Origin of the sequence: Brachybacterium sp. AOP29-B2-41 (assembly GCF_052378395.1) — a bacterium.
Lineage (GTDB): Bacteria > Actinomycetota > Actinomycetes > Actinomycetales > Dermabacteraceae > Brachybacterium.
Map to the genome: position 1 here is coordinate 1 of NZ_JBQSXR010000011.1, position 16,512 is coordinate 16,512.

Annotated in this window: 16 protein-coding genes; 6 read left to right on the forward strand and 10 right to left on the reverse strand. The window is 70.6% G+C overall.

Annotated elements, in window-relative coordinates; translation table 11 throughout:
• The first annotated feature begins 36 nt into the window (after positions 1-36).
• Positions 37-912, forward strand: coding sequence for a PAQR family membrane homeostasis protein TrhA (gene trhA / locus ACT3T9_RS11510; protein ID WP_441444956.1), 876 nt, complete (start codon positions 37-39; stop codon positions 910-912).
• A gap of 101 nt (positions 913-1,013) precedes the next feature.
• On the opposite strand, the gene ACT3T9_RS11515 is transcribed toward trhA, so the two are convergent.
• Together ACT3T9_RS11515 and mca are read right to left on the reverse strand one after the other, a co-directional pair.
• On the reverse strand, positions 1,014-1,475 hold the full coding sequence (locus ACT3T9_RS11515) for a hypothetical protein (protein ID WP_442332227.1): 462 nt from the start codon (positions 1,473-1,475) through the stop codon (positions 1,014-1,016).
• Positions 1,472-2,383 (reverse strand): mycothiol conjugate amidase Mca, encoded by a 912-nt coding sequence (gene mca / locus ACT3T9_RS11520; RefSeq protein WP_441444954.1) that lies wholly within the window; start codon positions 2,381-2,383, stop codon positions 1,472-1,474. Before mca ends, ACT3T9_RS11515 begins: the two co-directional genes overlap by 4 nt.
• 217 nt (positions 2,384-2,600) lie before the next feature.
• Here mca and ACT3T9_RS11525 point away from each other — a divergent pair, with 217 nt between their 5' ends.
• Positions 2,601-2,993: a DUF4307 domain-containing protein gene (locus ACT3T9_RS11525; RefSeq protein ID WP_441444953.1), complete on the forward strand. Its 393-nt coding sequence runs from the start codon at positions 2,601-2,603 to the stop codon at positions 2,991-2,993.
• A gap of 205 nt (positions 2,994-3,198) precedes the next feature.
• Positions 3,199-3,690, forward strand: coding sequence for a transcription elongation factor GreA (greA, locus tag ACT3T9_RS11530; RefSeq protein WP_441444952.1), 492 nt, complete (start codon positions 3,199-3,201; stop codon positions 3,688-3,690).
• A gap of 169 nt (positions 3,691-3,859) precedes the next feature.
• On the opposite strand, the gene ACT3T9_RS11535 is transcribed toward greA, so the two are convergent.
• On the reverse strand, positions 3,860-5,350 hold the full coding sequence (locus ACT3T9_RS11535; protein ID WP_441444951.1) for an AI-2E family transporter: 1,491 nt from the start codon (positions 5,348-5,350) through the stop codon (positions 3,860-3,862).
• 180 nt (positions 5,351-5,530) lie between these two features.
• Between ACT3T9_RS11535 and ACT3T9_RS11540 the strand changes: the two genes are divergently transcribed.
• Together ACT3T9_RS11540 and ACT3T9_RS11545 are read left to right on the forward strand one after the other, a co-directional pair.
• Positions 5,531-6,520 carry an ABC transporter ATP-binding protein gene (locus ACT3T9_RS11540; protein ID WP_441444950.1) on the forward strand — a complete coding sequence of 330 codons (990 nt, stop codon included), beginning with the start codon at positions 5,531-5,533 and terminating at the stop codon, positions 6,518-6,520.
• Entirely contained in the window at positions 6,505-8,217 is a 1,713-nt protein-coding gene (locus tag ACT3T9_RS11545; protein WP_442332224.1) for a hypothetical protein, read from the forward strand. The genes ACT3T9_RS11540 and ACT3T9_RS11545 overlap by 16 nt, the downstream gene beginning before the upstream one ends.
• Here ACT3T9_RS11545 and ACT3T9_RS11550 read toward each other — a convergent pair.
• Genes ACT3T9_RS11550 through glmS form a run of 7 tightly spaced genes read right to left on the reverse strand, consistent with a single transcriptional unit; the run spans position 8,214 to position 15,175 of the window.
• Positions 8,214-8,747, reverse strand: a complete 534-nt coding sequence (locus ACT3T9_RS11550; protein WP_444606656.1) for a GNAT family N-acetyltransferase — start codon at positions 8,745-8,747, stop codon at positions 8,214-8,216. The two genes, ACT3T9_RS11545 and ACT3T9_RS11550, sit on opposite strands and share 4 nt — an antisense overlap.
• A gap of 1 nt (position 8,748) precedes the next feature.
• The gene (tsaB, locus tag ACT3T9_RS11555) at positions 8,749-9,468 is read right to left on the reverse strand and encodes a tRNA (adenosine(37)-N6)-threonylcarbamoyltransferase complex dimerization subunit type 1 TsaB (protein WP_441444947.1); all 720 of its coding nucleotides are present in this window, start codon (positions 9,466-9,468) and stop codon (positions 8,749-8,751) included.
• Positions 9,468-10,043: a tRNA (adenosine(37)-N6)-threonylcarbamoyltransferase complex ATPase subunit type 1 TsaE gene (tsaE, locus tag ACT3T9_RS11560; protein ID WP_441444946.1), complete on the reverse strand. Its 576-nt coding sequence runs from the start codon at positions 10,041-10,043 to the stop codon at positions 9,468-9,470. Before tsaE ends, tsaB begins: the two co-directional genes overlap by 1 nt.
• Positions 10,040-11,212, reverse strand: coding sequence for an alanine racemase (gene alr, locus ACT3T9_RS11565; RefSeq protein WP_441444945.1), 1,173 nt, complete (start codon positions 11,210-11,212; stop codon positions 10,040-10,042). Before alr ends, tsaE begins: the two co-directional genes overlap by 4 nt.
• A gap of 13 nt (positions 11,213-11,225) precedes the next feature.
• A complete protein-coding gene (locus ACT3T9_RS11570; protein WP_444502111.1) occupies positions 11,226-12,797 on the reverse strand; it encodes an NAD(P)H-hydrate dehydratase in 1,572 nt (523 codons plus the stop codon).
• Complete coding sequence (locus ACT3T9_RS11575; protein ID WP_441444943.1) at positions 12,794-13,261, reverse strand: holo-ACP synthase; 468 nt, start codon at positions 13,259-13,261, stop codon at positions 12,794-12,796. Before ACT3T9_RS11575 ends, ACT3T9_RS11570 begins: the two co-directional genes overlap by 4 nt.
• A gap of 45 nt (positions 13,262-13,306) precedes the next feature.
• Positions 13,307-15,175, reverse strand: a complete 1,869-nt coding sequence (gene glmS / locus ACT3T9_RS11580) for a glutamine--fructose-6-phosphate transaminase (isomerizing) (RefSeq protein ID WP_442332222.1) — start codon at positions 15,173-15,175, stop codon at positions 13,307-13,309.
• A 236-nt stretch (positions 15,176-15,411) separates the two neighbouring features.
• Here glmS and coaA point away from each other — a divergent pair, with 236 nt between their 5' ends.
• On the forward strand, positions 15,412-16,368 hold the full coding sequence (coaA, locus tag ACT3T9_RS11585) for a type I pantothenate kinase (RefSeq protein WP_441444941.1): 957 nt from the start codon (positions 15,412-15,414) through the stop codon (positions 16,366-16,368).
• The last annotated feature ends 144 nt before the right edge of the window (positions 16,369-16,512 follow it).

The window sequence follows — 16,512 nt, forward strand, 5'->3', positions numbered from 1 at the left end:
CCATTAACCTACGGCCCCGTAAGTTACGGTGTTCTCATGAATTCCGGATTTCGACACGAGGACGGCCGGCGCCCTTCCGGGCACATCCCCGACGCTTCTGATCACGCACAGACCGCACCCGAGTTCGAGGATCCCGCCGCGCGGGAGCTCTTCGAGGCGACCTCGGGCAGCGGGGGCACCGAGCTGCCGTCCGACGACGACCTGCCCACTGCCGAGAAGTTCCCGTTCGCTCCGCGCACCCTCACCCGGGCGATGGCGCAGCGGGCCACCCAGCTCGGCCTCCAGCTGCCCAAGCCGCGCCTGCGCGGGACGCTGCACCTGATCGCGTTCCCCACCTCTTTGGTGGCCGGCCTGATGCTGGTCGCTGTCGGCGACACCTTCGCGATCCGCCTGGCCTGCGCGGTCTTCGTGCTCACCGCGGGCCTGCTGTTCGGCATCAGCGCCGTCTATCACCGCGGCACCTGGACCCCACAGAAGGCGATCATGCTGCGGCGCTTCGACCACGCGAACATCTTCCTGATCATCGCCGGCACCTACACCCCGATCGCGGTGGCGATGCTCGAGCCTGGCTCGGCTCGCACCCTGCTGGCGATCGCATGGGGCGGCGCGCTGGTCGGCGTCTGCTTCCGGCTGTTCTGGACCGGTGCGCCGCGCTGGATCTACGTGCCCGCCTACATCGCGCTGGGCTGGGTGGCGGTGTTCTACATGCCGCAGCTGCAGGCCAGCGGCGGCTGGGCCGTGGTCTGGTTGCTGGCGATCGGCGGCCTCGCCTATACGGCGGGCGCGGTCATGTATGCGCTCAAGCGCCCGAATCCCTCACCGGCCTGGTTCGGGTTCCATGAGCTCTTCCATGCCGGGACCCTGATCGGCTTCGGCTGCCACTTCGCGGCAGTCACGGTTGCCGTGGTCTGACGAGTCGCCGTGATCTGGCGGGTTGCAGTGATCCGACGGGACGCCGTGCCCTGATGGGCCGCAGCATTCCGGATGGGCCGCCGTCAGCTGACGGTCGCCGCTCAGCGGTCCTCGGTGGAGGGTCGGGTCCCGCCCTCGGGGCGGTCGCCCGCTGGGCCATTCGCCTCAGGGGTCGGCTGGTCCGTCGTCGATGGGTCCTCCGCCGGCTGCTCGCTTGCCGACTGGTCCGTCGTCGGCTGAGTTTCCACCGGCTGTGTTTCCACCGGCTGTCCGTCCACCGACTGTGCATCCACTGGCCCGCCGTCGGCTTCCGCCGCCGCCTGTTCGGCCTCGGCGCGCTCTTCGGCCTCGATCCGCTCCTTGAGCCGTGCCTGGGCCTGGATCCGGCGGGTATGGCGGGTCATGCTGATCGCGAGCAGCACCACCAGCACCGCCAGCACGAAGGCCGCGAAGAAGCCCGGCAGCCCCGGCGAGACGGTGACGGAGTTGAGCTCTCCGCCGTCGGAGGGGCTCGGGGCGGCGAACACCAGGCCGGCGTCGAGCAGAAGCTGTGCCCCGTTCATGCGCGCGCCTCCATGGTCTCGTTCCGCAGCCCTGCGAACAGGTCGGTCTCAGGAAGCTTGACCCCGATCCGAGAGATGTGCAGCTCGTAGTCCTCGGTGCCCCAGGCCGCGGTCTCGGCATCGTGCGAGATGCGGAAGAACGGCCCTTCGGGATCGACCTGGGTGGCGTGCGCCCGCAATGCATCGTCCCTCACCGCGAGGTAGTCACGGACGTCGATGCGCGTGGTGAGCAGCCGATCATGGCTCTCGTCGTAGTGCTGGAGCATCTGATCGAGCTCCTCGTTCGGCGTTCCTTCGGTGCGCAGGTGCCGGCTGACCGCCGAGAACCGCTGCCGGTGGAAGCCGTTGATGTAGTAGAGCTTCGCGATCGACCAGGGATCGCCCAGCTCGGGCGCGAAATCCGGGTCCGCTGCGAGGTCGAAAGCGGCCACGCTGATCCGATTGACCTGGATGTGGTCGGGATGCGGGTAGCCGCCGTTCTCGTCATACGTGGTCATGACATGGGGGCGAAGGCGACGCACGGACTCGACCAGGGGGCGCACCGCCTCCTCGACTGGGGTGGCGGCGAAGCTCCCGGCCGGCAGCGGTGGCAGCGGGTCGCCTTCGGGGAGCCCTGAATCGATGAAGCCCAGCCACTCGTGGTCCACGCCGAGGATCTCTTTGGCGCGCTCCATCTCCCGGCGACGGATACCGGGCAGGGCCTCGACGGTCACGGTCGGGTCATCACGCAGGCGCGGGTTCAGGACATCGCCGCGCTCACCGCCGGTGCAGGTGATGACCGTGACCTGGACACCCTCGCGCGCATATCGAGCAGTCGAACCGGCACCCTTGGACGACTCGTCGTCCGGATGCGCGTGGACGGCCACCATCCGCAGTGGTTCATCGGAAGCGGGCAGCTGGACGGTCACGGGACTCCTCGGAGGCGGCTGGACGGTGTCGGGACCCCCAGCGACGGTGCGCATGCTCTGCACGGAGCCGGTGGGGTGCACCAGCGTCCGATCGTACGCCACCCCCGCTGAGTGGAACCGGGAGGAACCGGGGATTCCCGGACGACGTGACAGGCACCTCCCCACCTCTCCGGACGCTCCCGGGGAGCACCCGGACAGGGTCTGGGAGACTGGCCCCATGAACGACGTCAGGGAGCGGCACGCCGACCGCTATGGGAAGCCGCTCGTCAGCCGACGCACCGCCCGTGTGCTCCTCGCGCTCGCTGTCGCGGCGTTCGTGGCCGTGGTGCTCTACGTGGGGATCCAGGCCGCGAGCACGCCGGTCCGTTCCGAGGTGCTCTCCTACGAGCATCTCGCCGATGACTCGATCGGCGTGGACTTCATGGTGACCATGGACCCGGGCACGGAGGCGAGCTGCCGTATCCAGGCGCTGAACAAGGGCCGTGCGCAGGTCGGTTTCGTGGAGACGGAGATCCCTGCCCAGGAGGATCGACGCACCGCGCACCACGTCGAGATCTCGACCCAGGGCGATGCGGTCTCTGCAGAGGTCGTCAGCTGCTCCGCACGGTGAGCTGGCCGCGGTGATTACTCGATGCGCGTAAACGTGCCGGGGATCCCCGGGAAAGCGTTCCGCGCGGTGTAATGTATTCCGAAACCGGCTCGACGCCGATTGATCATCACCCGCACACGGGGCGCATGAGGACATGTGCCCCGTGATTCGCGTATATGGGGATCGTTTCCCGATGCGCACTACCGAGGACGACAGGAGTGAACCCATGAGCAGCCAGCCTAATGGCGCCTGGCTCACCCAGGACGCGTACGACCGCCTGACCAAGGAGCTCGCGGAGCTCGAAGGTCCGGCACGCGCAGAGATCACGGAGCGCATCGCTGCGGCTCGTGACGAGGGGGACCTGAAGGAGAACGGCGGCTATCACGCCGCTCGTGAAGAGCAGGGCAAGATGGAGTCCCGGATCGCGGATCTCCAGCGTCTGCTGAAGAACGCCGTGGTCGGCGAGGCTCCGAAGGACGACGGCGTGGTCGAGCCCGGCATGGTCGTGGGCATCACGATGGCCGGCAAGGAGCGCACCTTCCTGCTGGGGAACCGCGAGATCGCTGACGGCGACGACGACCTCGAGGTGTACTCCTCGGAGTCGCCGCTGGGCAGCGCGATCCACGGTTCCCGGGTCGGTGACACCGTCGAGTACACGGCGCCGAACGGGAAGACGTTCTCGATCGAGATCCTGACGGCCACGCCCTACAAGGCGTGACCCGCACGGCGTGAGCCGCCGCCCGAGATCGCCGGCGCAGAGCATGAAGGAAGGCCCCCGTCCCGGCAGCTGCTGGGATGGGGGCCTTCTTTCACGCATTCAACGAGCGCCCGCCCGGGGCAGGCGCCCAGGCCGGGCGCCTCGGGGCCCGAGCGGGCGGGCGTGGAGCTCAGATGCCGTCGCGGTCCTCGCGCGCCGGGTCGTGTAGCGGGTCCTGCGGCGCGTCTCCTCCCGCGTCGGCCACGGGGGTGCCGGAAGCCGGGAGGTCCGCGTCAGGGGCCGGATCCACCGGAGCCGGATCGGAACCCGCTGTGGTGGTGGCAGGAGTCGCAGTGGCGGTGACAGGAGCCGCGGCGGTGGCTGCAGCACCGGTGGTGGCCGCGCCTCGGGGAGCGGTCTCACCTCCGCGGACCGCGCCGGCCGGGCGCACCGTGGAGGGGCGCAGCGCGGCGAAGCTCGGGATCGCGAGCTTGATCCCGCCACCGCTCTCCGCGCCCGCTGCGGGGGCTCGTTTGCGGGTGAGCGAGGCGAAATGCTCGCGGCTCGCCCTGTCCTCTCCGAGATCCGGGCTCGGGTCTCGGCCCACCACGTACAGCAGCGTGGCGTTGACGAAGGCGATCACCGGGATCGCGAACAGCGCGCCGGGGATGCCGGCGATCATCGCGCCTCCGGCGACTCCGAGGAACACCGCCAGGGGGTGCAGCTCGACAGCTTTGCCCATCAGGAACGGCTGGAGCACGTTGCCCTCGATCTGCTGCACTGCGAGCACGATCGCGAGCATGATCAGCGCCCCGATCCAACTCTTCAGCACGAGCACCAGCAGCACGGCGATCACGCCGGAGAGGATCGCGCCGACCAGTGGGATGAAGGAGAACAGGAACACGAGCAGCCAGATCGGCACCGCATAGGAGCCGAGCCCGAGCGCCACCATGCCGATGGCGATGCCGATGGCGTCCACGGCGGCGACCAGGATCTGGGTGCGCATGTACGCCGACAGCGCCTTCCAGCCCCGGCGGAACGCTTCATGGGTGGGGACCCGGGCCGCGGGCGGCAGCAGGCCCACCACCCAGCGCCAGATCCCGGCACCGCCCGAGAGCAGGAAGAACAGGGTGAACAGCGCCACCAGGATGCCGGTGACGACGTTGCCGAGCACTGCAGCGGTGCTGAGCGCTCCGGAGACCAGCTGCCCGGAATACTGCTCAAGCTGCTGGAGGCCCTCGTCGAGTGCTGCGTTCATCATCGGCAGGTCGATCTGGAAGGTCGTGGTGGCCCACTCCACGAGGCCCTGGAACCCCGTGACGGCCTTGTCCTGGATATCCGCGAACTGTGCGAACAGCTGCCGTCCGGCGAGGGTGAACATCCCGGCGATCACCAACAGCAGACCGAGCAGCGCGATGCCGCTGGCCGCAGTTCGCCCGAGGAAGGTGTAGCGGGTGAGGACCTTGACGATCGGCGTCAGCAGCGCGGCGAGCAGGATGGCGATGAGCACCGGGATCACGATGGTGGTGATCTGCAGCAGCCCCCAGATGATCAGGGCGGCGGCAGCGACGACGACGATGAGCCGCCAGGACCACGCCGCAGCTCGACGAACGCCCAGCGGGATCTCCTCGACCTCCGGCGCGAGGCTCGAGGCCCTCGGGGTGGCGCGCAGCTTCGACATGGGACTCCTTCCGTGAGCCACGGCGGCTCAGGGGCATCCTAATCACGCACGCTCGAAGATCCGCACGCGAGCGCGGGAACGGGACCGACAGCGAGACCAGGACCGGGACCGACGAAGGTCGGCCCCTGACTCACCGAGCGGGGGGCATGTGCCTGACCTCGCGGGAACTACCGTGATCCCATGCACAGTGAGCACCCGTCCTCCTCTCCTGATCTCGAGGTCCCCCACGCGCCGCCCTCCCAGGCGGCCCCCGCTCCTTCCGGAGTGACCCCCGCTCCTTCCGGAATGACTCCCGCTCCTTCAGGGATGGCCGCCGGCCCTTCAGGGATGGACCCTGCTCCCTACGGGGCGGCCCCCGCATCGCAGCCGGTCCACGGGGTCGCCGCGCCGATCGCTGCCGACGCGGCGATCCCGGAGCGGAGCGCGCTGTCGATCCGAGGCCTGCGGAAGTCCTTCGACAAGACGGAGGTCGTGCATGGGATCTCCCTGGATGTCCCCCGCGGCTCCTTCTACGGGATCGTGGGCCCGAACGGGGCGGGAAAGACGACCACGCTGTCGATGGCCACCGGGCTGCTGCGCCCGGACGGAGGCACCGCCCATGTGCTCGGGCACGACATGTGGGCCGAGCCGCAGCAGGCCAAGGCCCTGCTCGGGGTGCTCGCCGACGGGCTGCGCACCTTCGACCGGCTGACCGGTCGGGAGCTGCTCACCTATGTCGGCCTGGTGCGCGGGATGAAGGCCGACGTGGTCGAGGAGCGGATGGAGTCACTGCTGACCGCACTGGACCTCGCCGGAGAGGACGGCAAGCTCGTCGTGGACTATTCCGCCGGCATGACCAAAAAGATCCTGCTGGCCAGCGCACTGCTGCATGCGCCCCGGATGCTGGTGCTGGACGAGCCGCTCGAGGCGGTCGATCCGGTCTCCGCGCAGGTGATCCGCAAGATCCTCACCGCCTATGTCGACGGTGGCGGCACCGTGGTGCTGTCCAGCCACGTCATGGAGCTGGTCGAGGGTCTGTGCAGCCACGTCGCCATCATCGCCCAGGGCGAACTGCTGGCCGACGGCACTCTGGACGAGGTCCGTCACGGCGGCAGCCTGGTCCAGACCTTCATCGACCTGGTCGGCGGCGGCGACGTCGCGGAGGGGAGCCTGTCGTGGTTGGAGTCCTGAGCAGCGAGCACGCAGCGACCGCCTCAGCAACGGACGTCCACCACGGTGCGATCTCGCAGAAGCACCTGATCCGCCTGCAGCTGACGCTCAAGTGGACGCTGTGGAAGCGGTCCTACCGCAAGAACGTCGGCAAGCTGGTCGGCACCATCTTCGGTGTGCTGTACACCCTCGGCGCCCTGGTGGGCCTGGTGTTCCTGTTCCTGGGCACCACGCTTTGGGCTGGGGAGGGCTCGACCTTCCCGCTGATCGTGCGGGGCCTGGGGGCTCTGGCCGTGCTGCTGTGGTTCCTGATCCCGGTGGTCGCCTTCGGCCTCGACGACACCCTCGATGCGCGGGCCTTCGCGCTCTTCCCCCGCAGCGCGAAGGAGCTCCAGCCCGGCATGTTCGCCGCTGCAGCGCTGAGCCTGCCCAGCCTCTTCACGCTGCTCGCGGTTGCGATCGCGACCGGGTTCGAACTGCTGTGGCTGATCGTGTTCGGCCAGGGCGCTGCATGGATCATCCTGGGTGCGCTCGCCCTGGTGCCGGCGAATCTCGCCGCCTTCGCCCTGTGCCTGCTGCTGCCTCGCGCCTGGTTCGCGCATTCGGCGAGCCGCGCCTCCTCGCGCAGCGGGCGTGAGGTGGGCGGGATCCTCGGCTTCCTGCTCATGTTCATTGTGATCTACGGCTTCTCGCTGGGCATGCAGCGCGTCTCCGATCTCGACTTCACCCTGCTGGGGCGCATGATGCCCACGGTCGTCGAGGCGCTCGCATGGACCCCCGTCGGCGCGCTCTTCGCCGTACCGATGGATCTCGCCGAGGGCCGGGTGCTCACCGCGCTCGTCCGGGCCCTGATCGGGGCGGTCACCATCGCGCTGGTGTGGCTGTGGTGGCGACGTTCGATCGATCTCTCCCTCACCTCGGCGCTCACCGGGGATGCCTCCTCGGGGAACACCAAGGTCTCCCCGCTGGTGCCGCGCTTCATCGCCCCGAGCGCCTTCGGCGCGGTGATGGGCAAGTCGCTGCGCTACTGGCGCCGCGACACCCGCTATCTCGCGGCCCTCGGCATCTATCCGGTGATCATCGTGTTCTTCGTGGCGATGGGGTTCATGCTCCCGGAATCACGACCGATGATGCTCGCGATGACGATCCTCATGTGCGGGATGAGCGGGATCAGCCTGGCCAACGAGATCGGTTTCGACGGTCCCTCGGGATGGGTCAACATCGTCACCGGACTGCCCTCCCGCGCAAACCTGACCGGCCGCATCGCCGCGATGGCGGTGCTCATGGTGCCCGGCGTGGTGGTGGCGACGATCGCGATCCCGCTCCTGTACGGGATGGCGGACCTGATGCCGATGACGGTGATGATCTCGCTGGGGGCGATGGCCTGCGGCTGGGGCATCTCGATGGTGACCGGCGTGCTGCTCCCCTATCCGAGCTCGCCTCCCGGCACCAACCCGATGAAGGACAAGTCCGCCTCGAGCTCGAACGCGATGGTCGCGATGACCGTGGCGATGGTGGGGGTGTTCGTGCCGCTGATCCCGGCGATCGGCGTGGGCATCTGGGGTGCCGTCTCAGGCAGCCTCGCCCTCACCCTGCTCGCGGGGGTGCTCGCGCTGGTGGCCGGTGTGGTCGTGTTCCTGGTGGGTCTGCGGATCGCCGTGGTGCGGCTGGACGCACGCTACCCGGATGTGTTCCAGAAGGTCCGCAACCACGTCTAGCGAGTGGCCCGCGGGCTCTGGGAGAGGTCGCGTTCCATCACCAGCGCATCGATCCGTCGGCCGCGGATCCGGTAGTAGCCGCGCCGACGGTCGATCTCCCGGTACCCGGCAGCCGCGTAGAACGCGCGCGCCCGAGTGTTGTCCTCCCGCACCTCGAGCAGCATCCGCTCGGCGCCGCCTTCCTGTGCCTGCTCCTGGCACCAGTTCAGCAGCGCCCGGCCGATGCCGGCGCCCTCGCGGCGGGTGCCGATGGTGTGCAGGTCGGCGATGTCTCCGGCGAGCATGATCCCGGCGTACCCGAGCAGCTCGCCGTTCCCCTTCGGCCCGGCCGCGGCGATGACGTAGCGACGGTCAGGGTGCTCGATCTCGGCGGCGAGCTGGAAGACGTTCCAGGCCTCGTCGGGGAACAGCTCGAGCTCGGCGAACGCGATCTCCTCGACGTCCTCGATATTCGCCGGGCGCAGCGCCCAGGCGGGGTCGACAGCCGGCTCGCCGGAGGGCACGGCGGGCGGGACTGCGGGGCCGGTCACGTCAGCGACCCAGGGCGCTCTTGCGTGCGGTGGGCTTGGCCGCATCCGGCTCGCGCAGGTACATCGGCTCGGTGCTGCTGAGATCCACGCCCCGCGCGGTCAGCGCGGCGGCGGCGAGCAGCAGATGCCCTGCATCGACATGCACCAGCTCCGCGGTGGCGGGCAGCAGGTCCGGGTAGATCCCGGTTCCGGAGCCGACCAGGATGTCGCAGGCGGTGAGCTCGTCGGCGACCGCCGCCGGGGCATCGACCGCCGGCTCGGAGATCCGGGTGACCTCACCGCTCGCCTCCCGGCGATAGCGGGCGTGGTAGACCTCGCGGCGACGGGCGTCGAGGGCCACCCCGACGGTGACGGTGCCGTCATGCGCGGCCCCTTCCTGGGCGGGGTCGAGCTCTGCGAGCGCCTGGTGGGCGAGGCCGTCGAGGGAGCTGAGCCCGTGCAGCGGTACCCCGAGCACTGCAGCGATCGAGCGAGCCGAGACCAGCCCCACCCGCAGGCCGGTGAAGGGGCCGGGGCCACGGCCCACCACGACGCCGGTGAGCTCGGACCGCTCCACTCCCGCGGCCTGCATCGCCTCGTCGATCAGGGCCAGCAGCACCTCGTCGTGGTGGCGGGAGCGCTCGTCGGCGCGGACCTGCAGGATCTCGGGTGCAGGGCCGGTGAGCTCACCGCTCGCGATGGCGACGCTCACCGCCCCGGAGGTGTCGATTCCCAGCAGCATCAGCGGTTCTCCTCGAAGGATTCGGCGGCCTCGGCGATCCCGTCGGGGCCGGTGATGGTGGCCAGCGCCGCCTCGAGGCGGGTGATCGCCGGCTCGTCCCAGCGAGGGCCGTGCGGGGTCAGCAGCAGGGTGCGCGGTTCGTCGGGGTCGTGCGGATCGTCGACATGGTCCGGGCGTTCGAGCTCGACCATCAGGTATGAGTCCACGAGGTGCTCGACCCGGTCCCGGCCCCACTCCACGACCGTGACGGCGCGGTCGAGATCTGCTTCGAGGTCGAGGTCGTCGATCTCTCCGCCCCCGCCGAGGCGATAGGCGTCCACATGGACGAGGTCGGGGCCCGCGCCGAGGCTCGGGTGGACCCGTTCGATGACGAAGGTCGGGGAGGCGACGGGCCCGCGCACGCCCAGTCCGGCACCCAGGCCCTGGGTGAAGGTGGTCTTGCCGGCGCCGAGAGGGCCGTCGAGCACCAGCAGGTCTCCGGGCTGCAGCACCGCGGCCAGCGCCCGGGCGACCGTGCGGGTCCCGTCGGCGTCGCGGGTGCGCACGGGCAGTGCTCCCCTGCGCGCATCGCTCATGAGCGCACCTCGCGGGTGACGCGTCCGGAGACGGAGGTGAGGACCTCGTAGGGGATCGTGCCGGCGGCACGCGCCCAGTCGTCAGCGGTCGAGGCGGCGGGATCGTTCGGGGCGCCGCCCGCGTCGCCGAAGAGGAACACCTCGTCGCCCGCACGCGCGTCCGTCCCCGGGCCCAGGTCGATGACGATCTGGTCCATGCTGATGCGGCCCACCTGCGGGGCCCGACGGTCCCCGGACTCGGTGCGCACGATCACGTCGCAGCGGTCGCTGGCGGCGCGGTGGAGTCCGTCGGCATAGCCGATCGGCACCAGCCCCAGGCAGGTGGGGCGGTCGGTGGCACGGAGACGGCCGTAGCCGATGCTCTGCCCCTCCGGCACCTCTTTGACCAGCGCGAGGCGGCTGGTCAGGGTCATCGCCGGGCGCAGCGGCACATCTGTGGGCACCGGCGGGTAGCCGTACAGCGCGATGCCGGGCCGCACGATGTCGCGGTGCAGATCCGGGCGTGTGAGGGTGGCTGCAGAGTTCGCGATGTGCTGCAGCGGGATCGGACCGACCTCCTCGGCGAGCGCCGCGCAGGCGGAGTCGTACAGCTCCACCTGCTGATCGGTCGACGGATCGGAGGGGTCATCCGCCGTGGTGAGGTGGGTCCAGGCGCCGGCGACCTGGATGAAATCGTCCTCCCGCATGGCGGCGCCGATCTCCCGGATCTGCCAGGGCAGCACGCCGTTGCGTCCCATCCCGGTGTCGATCTTCAGGTGCACGCGGGCGCGGCGGTCGGCCTGCCGGGCCGCCTCGGCGACCAGCGCCAGCATCTCCGGGGAGCCGACGGAGACGTCCACGCCGGAGCTGAGCACCTCGGGCAGCACAGTGCGCGCGGTGTGCGGCTCGTAGAGCCAGGTGAGGATCTGCGCATCGAGTCCGGCCCGGGCGAGTGCGAGCGCGCTCGCGGGGTGGGCGACGCCCAGCCAGGTCGCACCACCCTCGATCGCGGCGCGGGCCGCGGTGAGCATGCCGTGCCCATAGCCGTCGGCCTTGACCACCGCCATCAGCGCCGTCTGCTCCTCGAGCAGGGTGCCCAGGGCACGCGTGTTCTGCGTGATCGCCGAGGGGTCGATCACGGCCCGGTTGGGCACGTGCCGAGGGTCCTCGGCAGGGATCGGGATGGTCATCGGGCTCCTTGGATCACGGCTGGGCGCCTGCCAGGATAGTCCCGATCGCGGCGGGCAGGTGTGAGGCCACCTCGAGGGCGACCAGAGGGTGCAGGCCGTCGTGCGAGGCGAGTCGGCCGGCGCGGCCGTGGAGGATCGCGGCGAGCGCAGCAGCATCCGGCCCGGGAAGCCCCGCAGCGAGAAGGGTGCCGAGCACCCCGGCGAGCACGTCCCCGGTGCCGGCGGTCGCGAGCATCGGGGTCGCATCGTCCTGGGCCCTCAGCGGTCCACCATCCCCGGGGGCGACGAGCGTGATCGCGCCCTTCAGCAGCACGGTGGCGCCGGTGGCGCTCGCGAGGGCGGGGGCGAGGAGCACGCCCGGCAGGTCGGGGTCCAGGCCCAGGCGGCTGGCGAGCCGTTCGGCCTCCCCGCGGTGCGGGGTGAGGACCACGTCGGTGCCGAAGCGGTGCTCCGGAGTGATCGTGCCAAGGGCGCCCGCGTCGATCGCGCCGCGTGCGATCGTCTTCTCTCTCGCGCCATCTCCCGTGCCATCTCCCGCGCCGTCTTCCGCGCCGTCTCCCGCGCGCAGGCAGTTCACGCCCGCAGCCGCACGAGGGTCCTCAGGTCCGAGCCCGGGGCCGACGACCAGCGCGTCGGTGCGGCCGACGGCGGTGAGGTCCGCCGCGTCCGGCCCGCCCTGGGCGCGCTCGACCCGGTGCCCGACCACTTCCGGCCGCTCGCGCAGCACCAGGTCGAGCACCGTCTGCGGGGCGAGGCAGCGGACCATCCCGGCCCCAGCCCGCGCCGCGCCGGACACGGCGAGCACCGCCGCGCCCGGGTACTGCTCGCTGCCGGCTGCGAGCGCGACCACCCCGCGGGTGTACTTGGTGGCGTCCCGCCCCGGCTGCGGCAGCAGGCCACGGGCGTCGGCGTCTTCGAGACGCAGCACAGCGGGGGCGGGCAGGTGCGGGCCGAGGCCGAGGTCCACGAGGTGGAGGATGCCGGCGCGCTCGGCGCCGCCGGGCAGCAGCAGCCCGGCTTTGACCGCTCCGAAGGTGACGGTCTCGGTGGCGTGCAGGGCCTCGTCGGCGGCCTGTCCGGTGGTGGCGTCGACGAAGCTCGGCAGGTCGACCGCGATCACGGGGACTCCGCTCCCCCGCACCACCGCCAGCAGCGGGAGGAGGTCGGCGGGGACCTCGGGGCGGCCACCGATGCCGAGAATCGCATCGAGCACCAGCGTGGTCCGGGCCAGCGTGTCCTGGAGCATGCCGGGTGCGGTGTCGGCCAGCGGGAGGATCTCGCCTCCCTGCTCGCGCAGCGCAGCGGCCCCCTCGTCGTGGAGGCGATCTGCAGTGGCGATCGCGTCGGCGTGGATGCCGTCGGCGCGAAGCATCGCGGCGGCATGGAGCCCGTCGCCGCCGTTGGCACCAGCGCCGACGAGGACCAGCACCCGGGGCACGTCCGGACTGCTGGTGTCAGGGGCACCCAGTCGGGCCGCGACGTGGCCGGCCAGGGCGCGGGCGGCGCGGAGCATGAGCGGCTCCCCCGCCGCCAGCAGCGGCGCCTCCGCCGCACGCACCGCCGCCGCGGTGTGCCCGCAGATCACGGGAGCCTGCTTCCGTCGCCGGTACCGACCCCGCGTTCGGCGACGACGATCGCGGTGGCGACGTCCCCGTCGTGAGAGAGGGACAGGTGCAGGTGGGCCACGCCCTGGGCCTCGGCGGCCCGCAGGGTGGCACCGCGCAGGCGCAGGTACGGGCGGCGCACCTCGGTGCGCTCGACGGTGACGTCCTGCCAGGAGAAATCGCCTGGAGCGCCGAGGGCCTTGCCCACGGCCTCCTTGGCCGCGACCCGGGCGGCGCGCGAGGCGGCGGAGAGATGGCGTTCTGACGGGGTCAGCAGCCGGTCGAGCAGGGCGGGGGTGCGCTCCAGCATCGCGGTCAGGCGCGCGATCCCCACCACGTCGATGCCGACGCCCGCGATGGTGCCATCATCCTGGGGCGCGAACGCCCGGCCCCCGAAGCTGTGATCGGGGCCGGGCGTCGGCGATGCAGTCGGAGAAGTGCTCACCCCGGCAGTATCACACCCCCGCCTGGGCTGAGCGGGAGTGCCGGCTCACTCCACGGTGACGGACTTGGCGAGGTTGCGCGGCTGATCCACATCCAGGCCCTTCGCCGTCGCCAGCTCGCAGGAGAAGATCTGCAGCGGGATGACGGTCAGCAGCGCGGCGAAGAGGGTGCGGGTGGCGGGCACCCGGATCACCACATCGGCATAGGGCAGCACCGCATCGTCGCCCTCCTCGGCGATCACCAGGGTGCGGGCGCCGCGGGCGCGCACCTCCTGGATGTTCGAGACCACCTTGGAGTGCAGGGAGTGACGGCCGTTCGGGGAGGGCACGATGACGAACACCGGCTGTCCCTCCTCGACCAGGGCGATCGGGCCGTGCTTGAGCTCCCCGGCGGCGAAGCCTTCGGCGTGGATGTAGGCGATCTCCTTGAGCTTGAGCGCGCCCTCCATCGCCGTCGGGTAGCCGACGTGGCGGCCCAGGAAGAGCACGCTGGTGGCGTCCTTCATGTCGCGGGCGAGCTGCTCGACCTGTGCGGAGTTGTCCAGCACCTGCTGGATCTGGTCCGGGAGCTGCTCGAGGTCGCCCATCAGCGCCGCGATCTCGTCGGGGTAGAGGTTGCCGCGCACCTGGGCGAGGAACAGGCCCAGCAGGTAGCAGGCCGCGATCTGGCCGAGGTATGCCTTGGTGGAGGCGACCGCGATCTCGGGGCCGACGTGCAGGTACAGCGCCGCATCCGCCTCGCGCGGGATGGTCGAGCCGCGGGTGTTGCAGATCGCGATGACCTTCGCGCCCTGTTCCCGGGCGTGGCGCACAGCCATCAGGGTGTCCATGGTCTCGCCGGACTGGGAGATCGCGACGACGAGCGTCTTCTCGGTGACCACGGGGTCGCGGTAGCGGAACTCGTGGGCGAGCTCGACCTCGGTGGGGATGCGGCACCAGTGCTCGATCGCGTACTTCGCGACGGCGCCGGCATTCGCGGCGGTGCCGCACGCGACCACGACGATCTTGTCGATGCTGCGCAGCACGGAGGGGTCGATGTCCATCTCGTCGAGCTTCAGGGAGCCGTCCTCGAGGCGGCCCCGCAGGGTGTCCGCGACGGCGCTGGCCTGCTCGTGGATCTCCTTGGCCATGAAGGAGTCATAGCCGCCCTTCTGCGCGGCCGCGGCGTCCCACTCGATCGTGTATCGCTTGGCGTCGGTGACCTCGTTGCCGTCGAAGTCGATGATCGACACGGAGTTCGCAGTGACGGTGACGACCTGGTCCTGGCCGATCTCGAGGGCCTCCTTGGTGGAGTCTACGAAGGCGGCGACGTCCGAGCCGAGGAAGTTCTCGCCCTCGCCGAGGCCCACCACCAGCGGGGAGTTGCGGCGGGCGGCGACCACGGTGTCCGGGGCGTCCTTGTGCACAGCCAGCAGGGTGAAGGCACCCTCGAGGGAGGCGGCGCTGCGGCGCATCGCCTCGGTGAGGTCCCCGGCCTGCTCCATCTCGCGGGCGATCAGGTGTGCGGCCGCCTCGGAGTCGGTCTCGGAGGTGAAGCGGAAGCCGTCGGCCTCGAGCTCGGCGCGGAGGTTCGCGAAGTTCTCGATGATGCCGTTGTGCACCACGGCCAGCTCCCCCTCGCGGCCGCCCAGGTGGGGGTGGGCGTTGAGGTCGGTGGGTGCTCCGTGGGTGGCCCAGCGGGTATGGGCGATGGAGACCCCGCCGGTGGTCTCGGCGGCGTCCTGGAGCGCCTCGCGGAGGTTCGCGAGCTTGCCGGCGCGCTTGGTGACGCGCACGGAGCCGTCATCGATCACGGCCACGCCCGAGGAGTCATATCCGCGGTACTCGAGGCGAGCGAGGCCCTGAAGGGCGACGTCCACCGGACGGGAAGAGGGGCTCTTGGCCCGAGGGCCTGCATATCCGACGATTCCACACATGCCGCTCACGCTAATGATCGCGGGAGAGTTCGGCACTCCCCGTGCGGATTCCGTGAGAGGCCTTCCTCACGATGGCGGACCCCGGCGCGCAGCCATGGCCAATGGCTGCACATAGTGAGCAGAAATGAGCAGGCATTCATGCGCGGAGCTGACCGCCTCTCGCCTGCGCTCCGCCCGAGTCGCACCACGCCGCACCCGTGGCCCGGGCCCGCACCGCGAGCTGGAACAATCACCCCATGAAGTCTGCGTCGACGTCGAGCACCGTCACTCCTTTCGAGGAGATCCCCCGGGAGGACTGGGCACGGCTCTCGCAGCAGACCCCGCTGCCGCTGTCCGAGGAGGACGTCACCCGGCTGCGCGGCCTCGGCGATCGACTCGACCTGCAGGAGGTCGACGCCGTCTATCGGCCGATCTCGCGCCTGTTGAACATCCAGGTCGCCGCCGCCCAGGCGCTGCGCCGGAACCGCGAGGACTTCCTCGATCAGCACCAGCAGCGCACCCCGTACGTGATCGGAGTGGCCGGCTCAGTGGCGGTCGGCAAGTCCACCACCGCCCGACTGCTCCGGGAGCTGATGGCCCGCTGGCCGGATACCCCGCGGGTGCAGCTGGTGACCACCGACGGATTCCTCTACCCCAACGCCGAGCTCGAGGCGCGGGGCATCATGCAGCGCAAAGGCTTCCCCGAGAGCTACGACCGGCGCCGCCTGCTGCGCTTCGTCGCCGACGTGAAGGCCGGGCACGAGCGCGTCGAAGCGCCGATCTACTCCCACCTGACCTACGACATCCTCAAGGACGAGCGCGTGGTGGTCGAGCAGCCCGACGTGCTGATCGTCGAGGGGCTGAACGTGCTGCAGCCGGCCCGTCCCCGCCGCGACGGCCGCCTCGGGATGGCCGTCTCGGACTTCTTCGACTTCTCCGTCTACGTCGATGCGCGGATGGAGGACGTGCAGCGCTGGTACGTGGACCGCTTCCTGCAGCTGCGGCGCACCGCCTTCTCCAACCCCCGCTCCTACTTCCGCCGCTACGCGGAGCTCACCGACGAGGAGGCCAAGGAGACGGCGCTGGGGATCTGGCGCTCGATCAACGGCCCGAACCTCACCGAGAACGTAGTCCCCACCCGGGGCCGCGCCGACCTGGTGCTGCGCAAGGACGGCCAGCACCGCGTCCACTCGGTGCTGCTGCGGAAGGTGTGAGCGGCCCGGTTGTCATCGCGCATAGACCCCTGACAGCGAGACACCCCCCGATCACGGGACCCCTCACGCGACACGCCCGCCGAGACCACCGATCCCATCCGTTTCTGGCAGGAATCCGCGTTCTCGACGGGCGTGCCCCGAGAC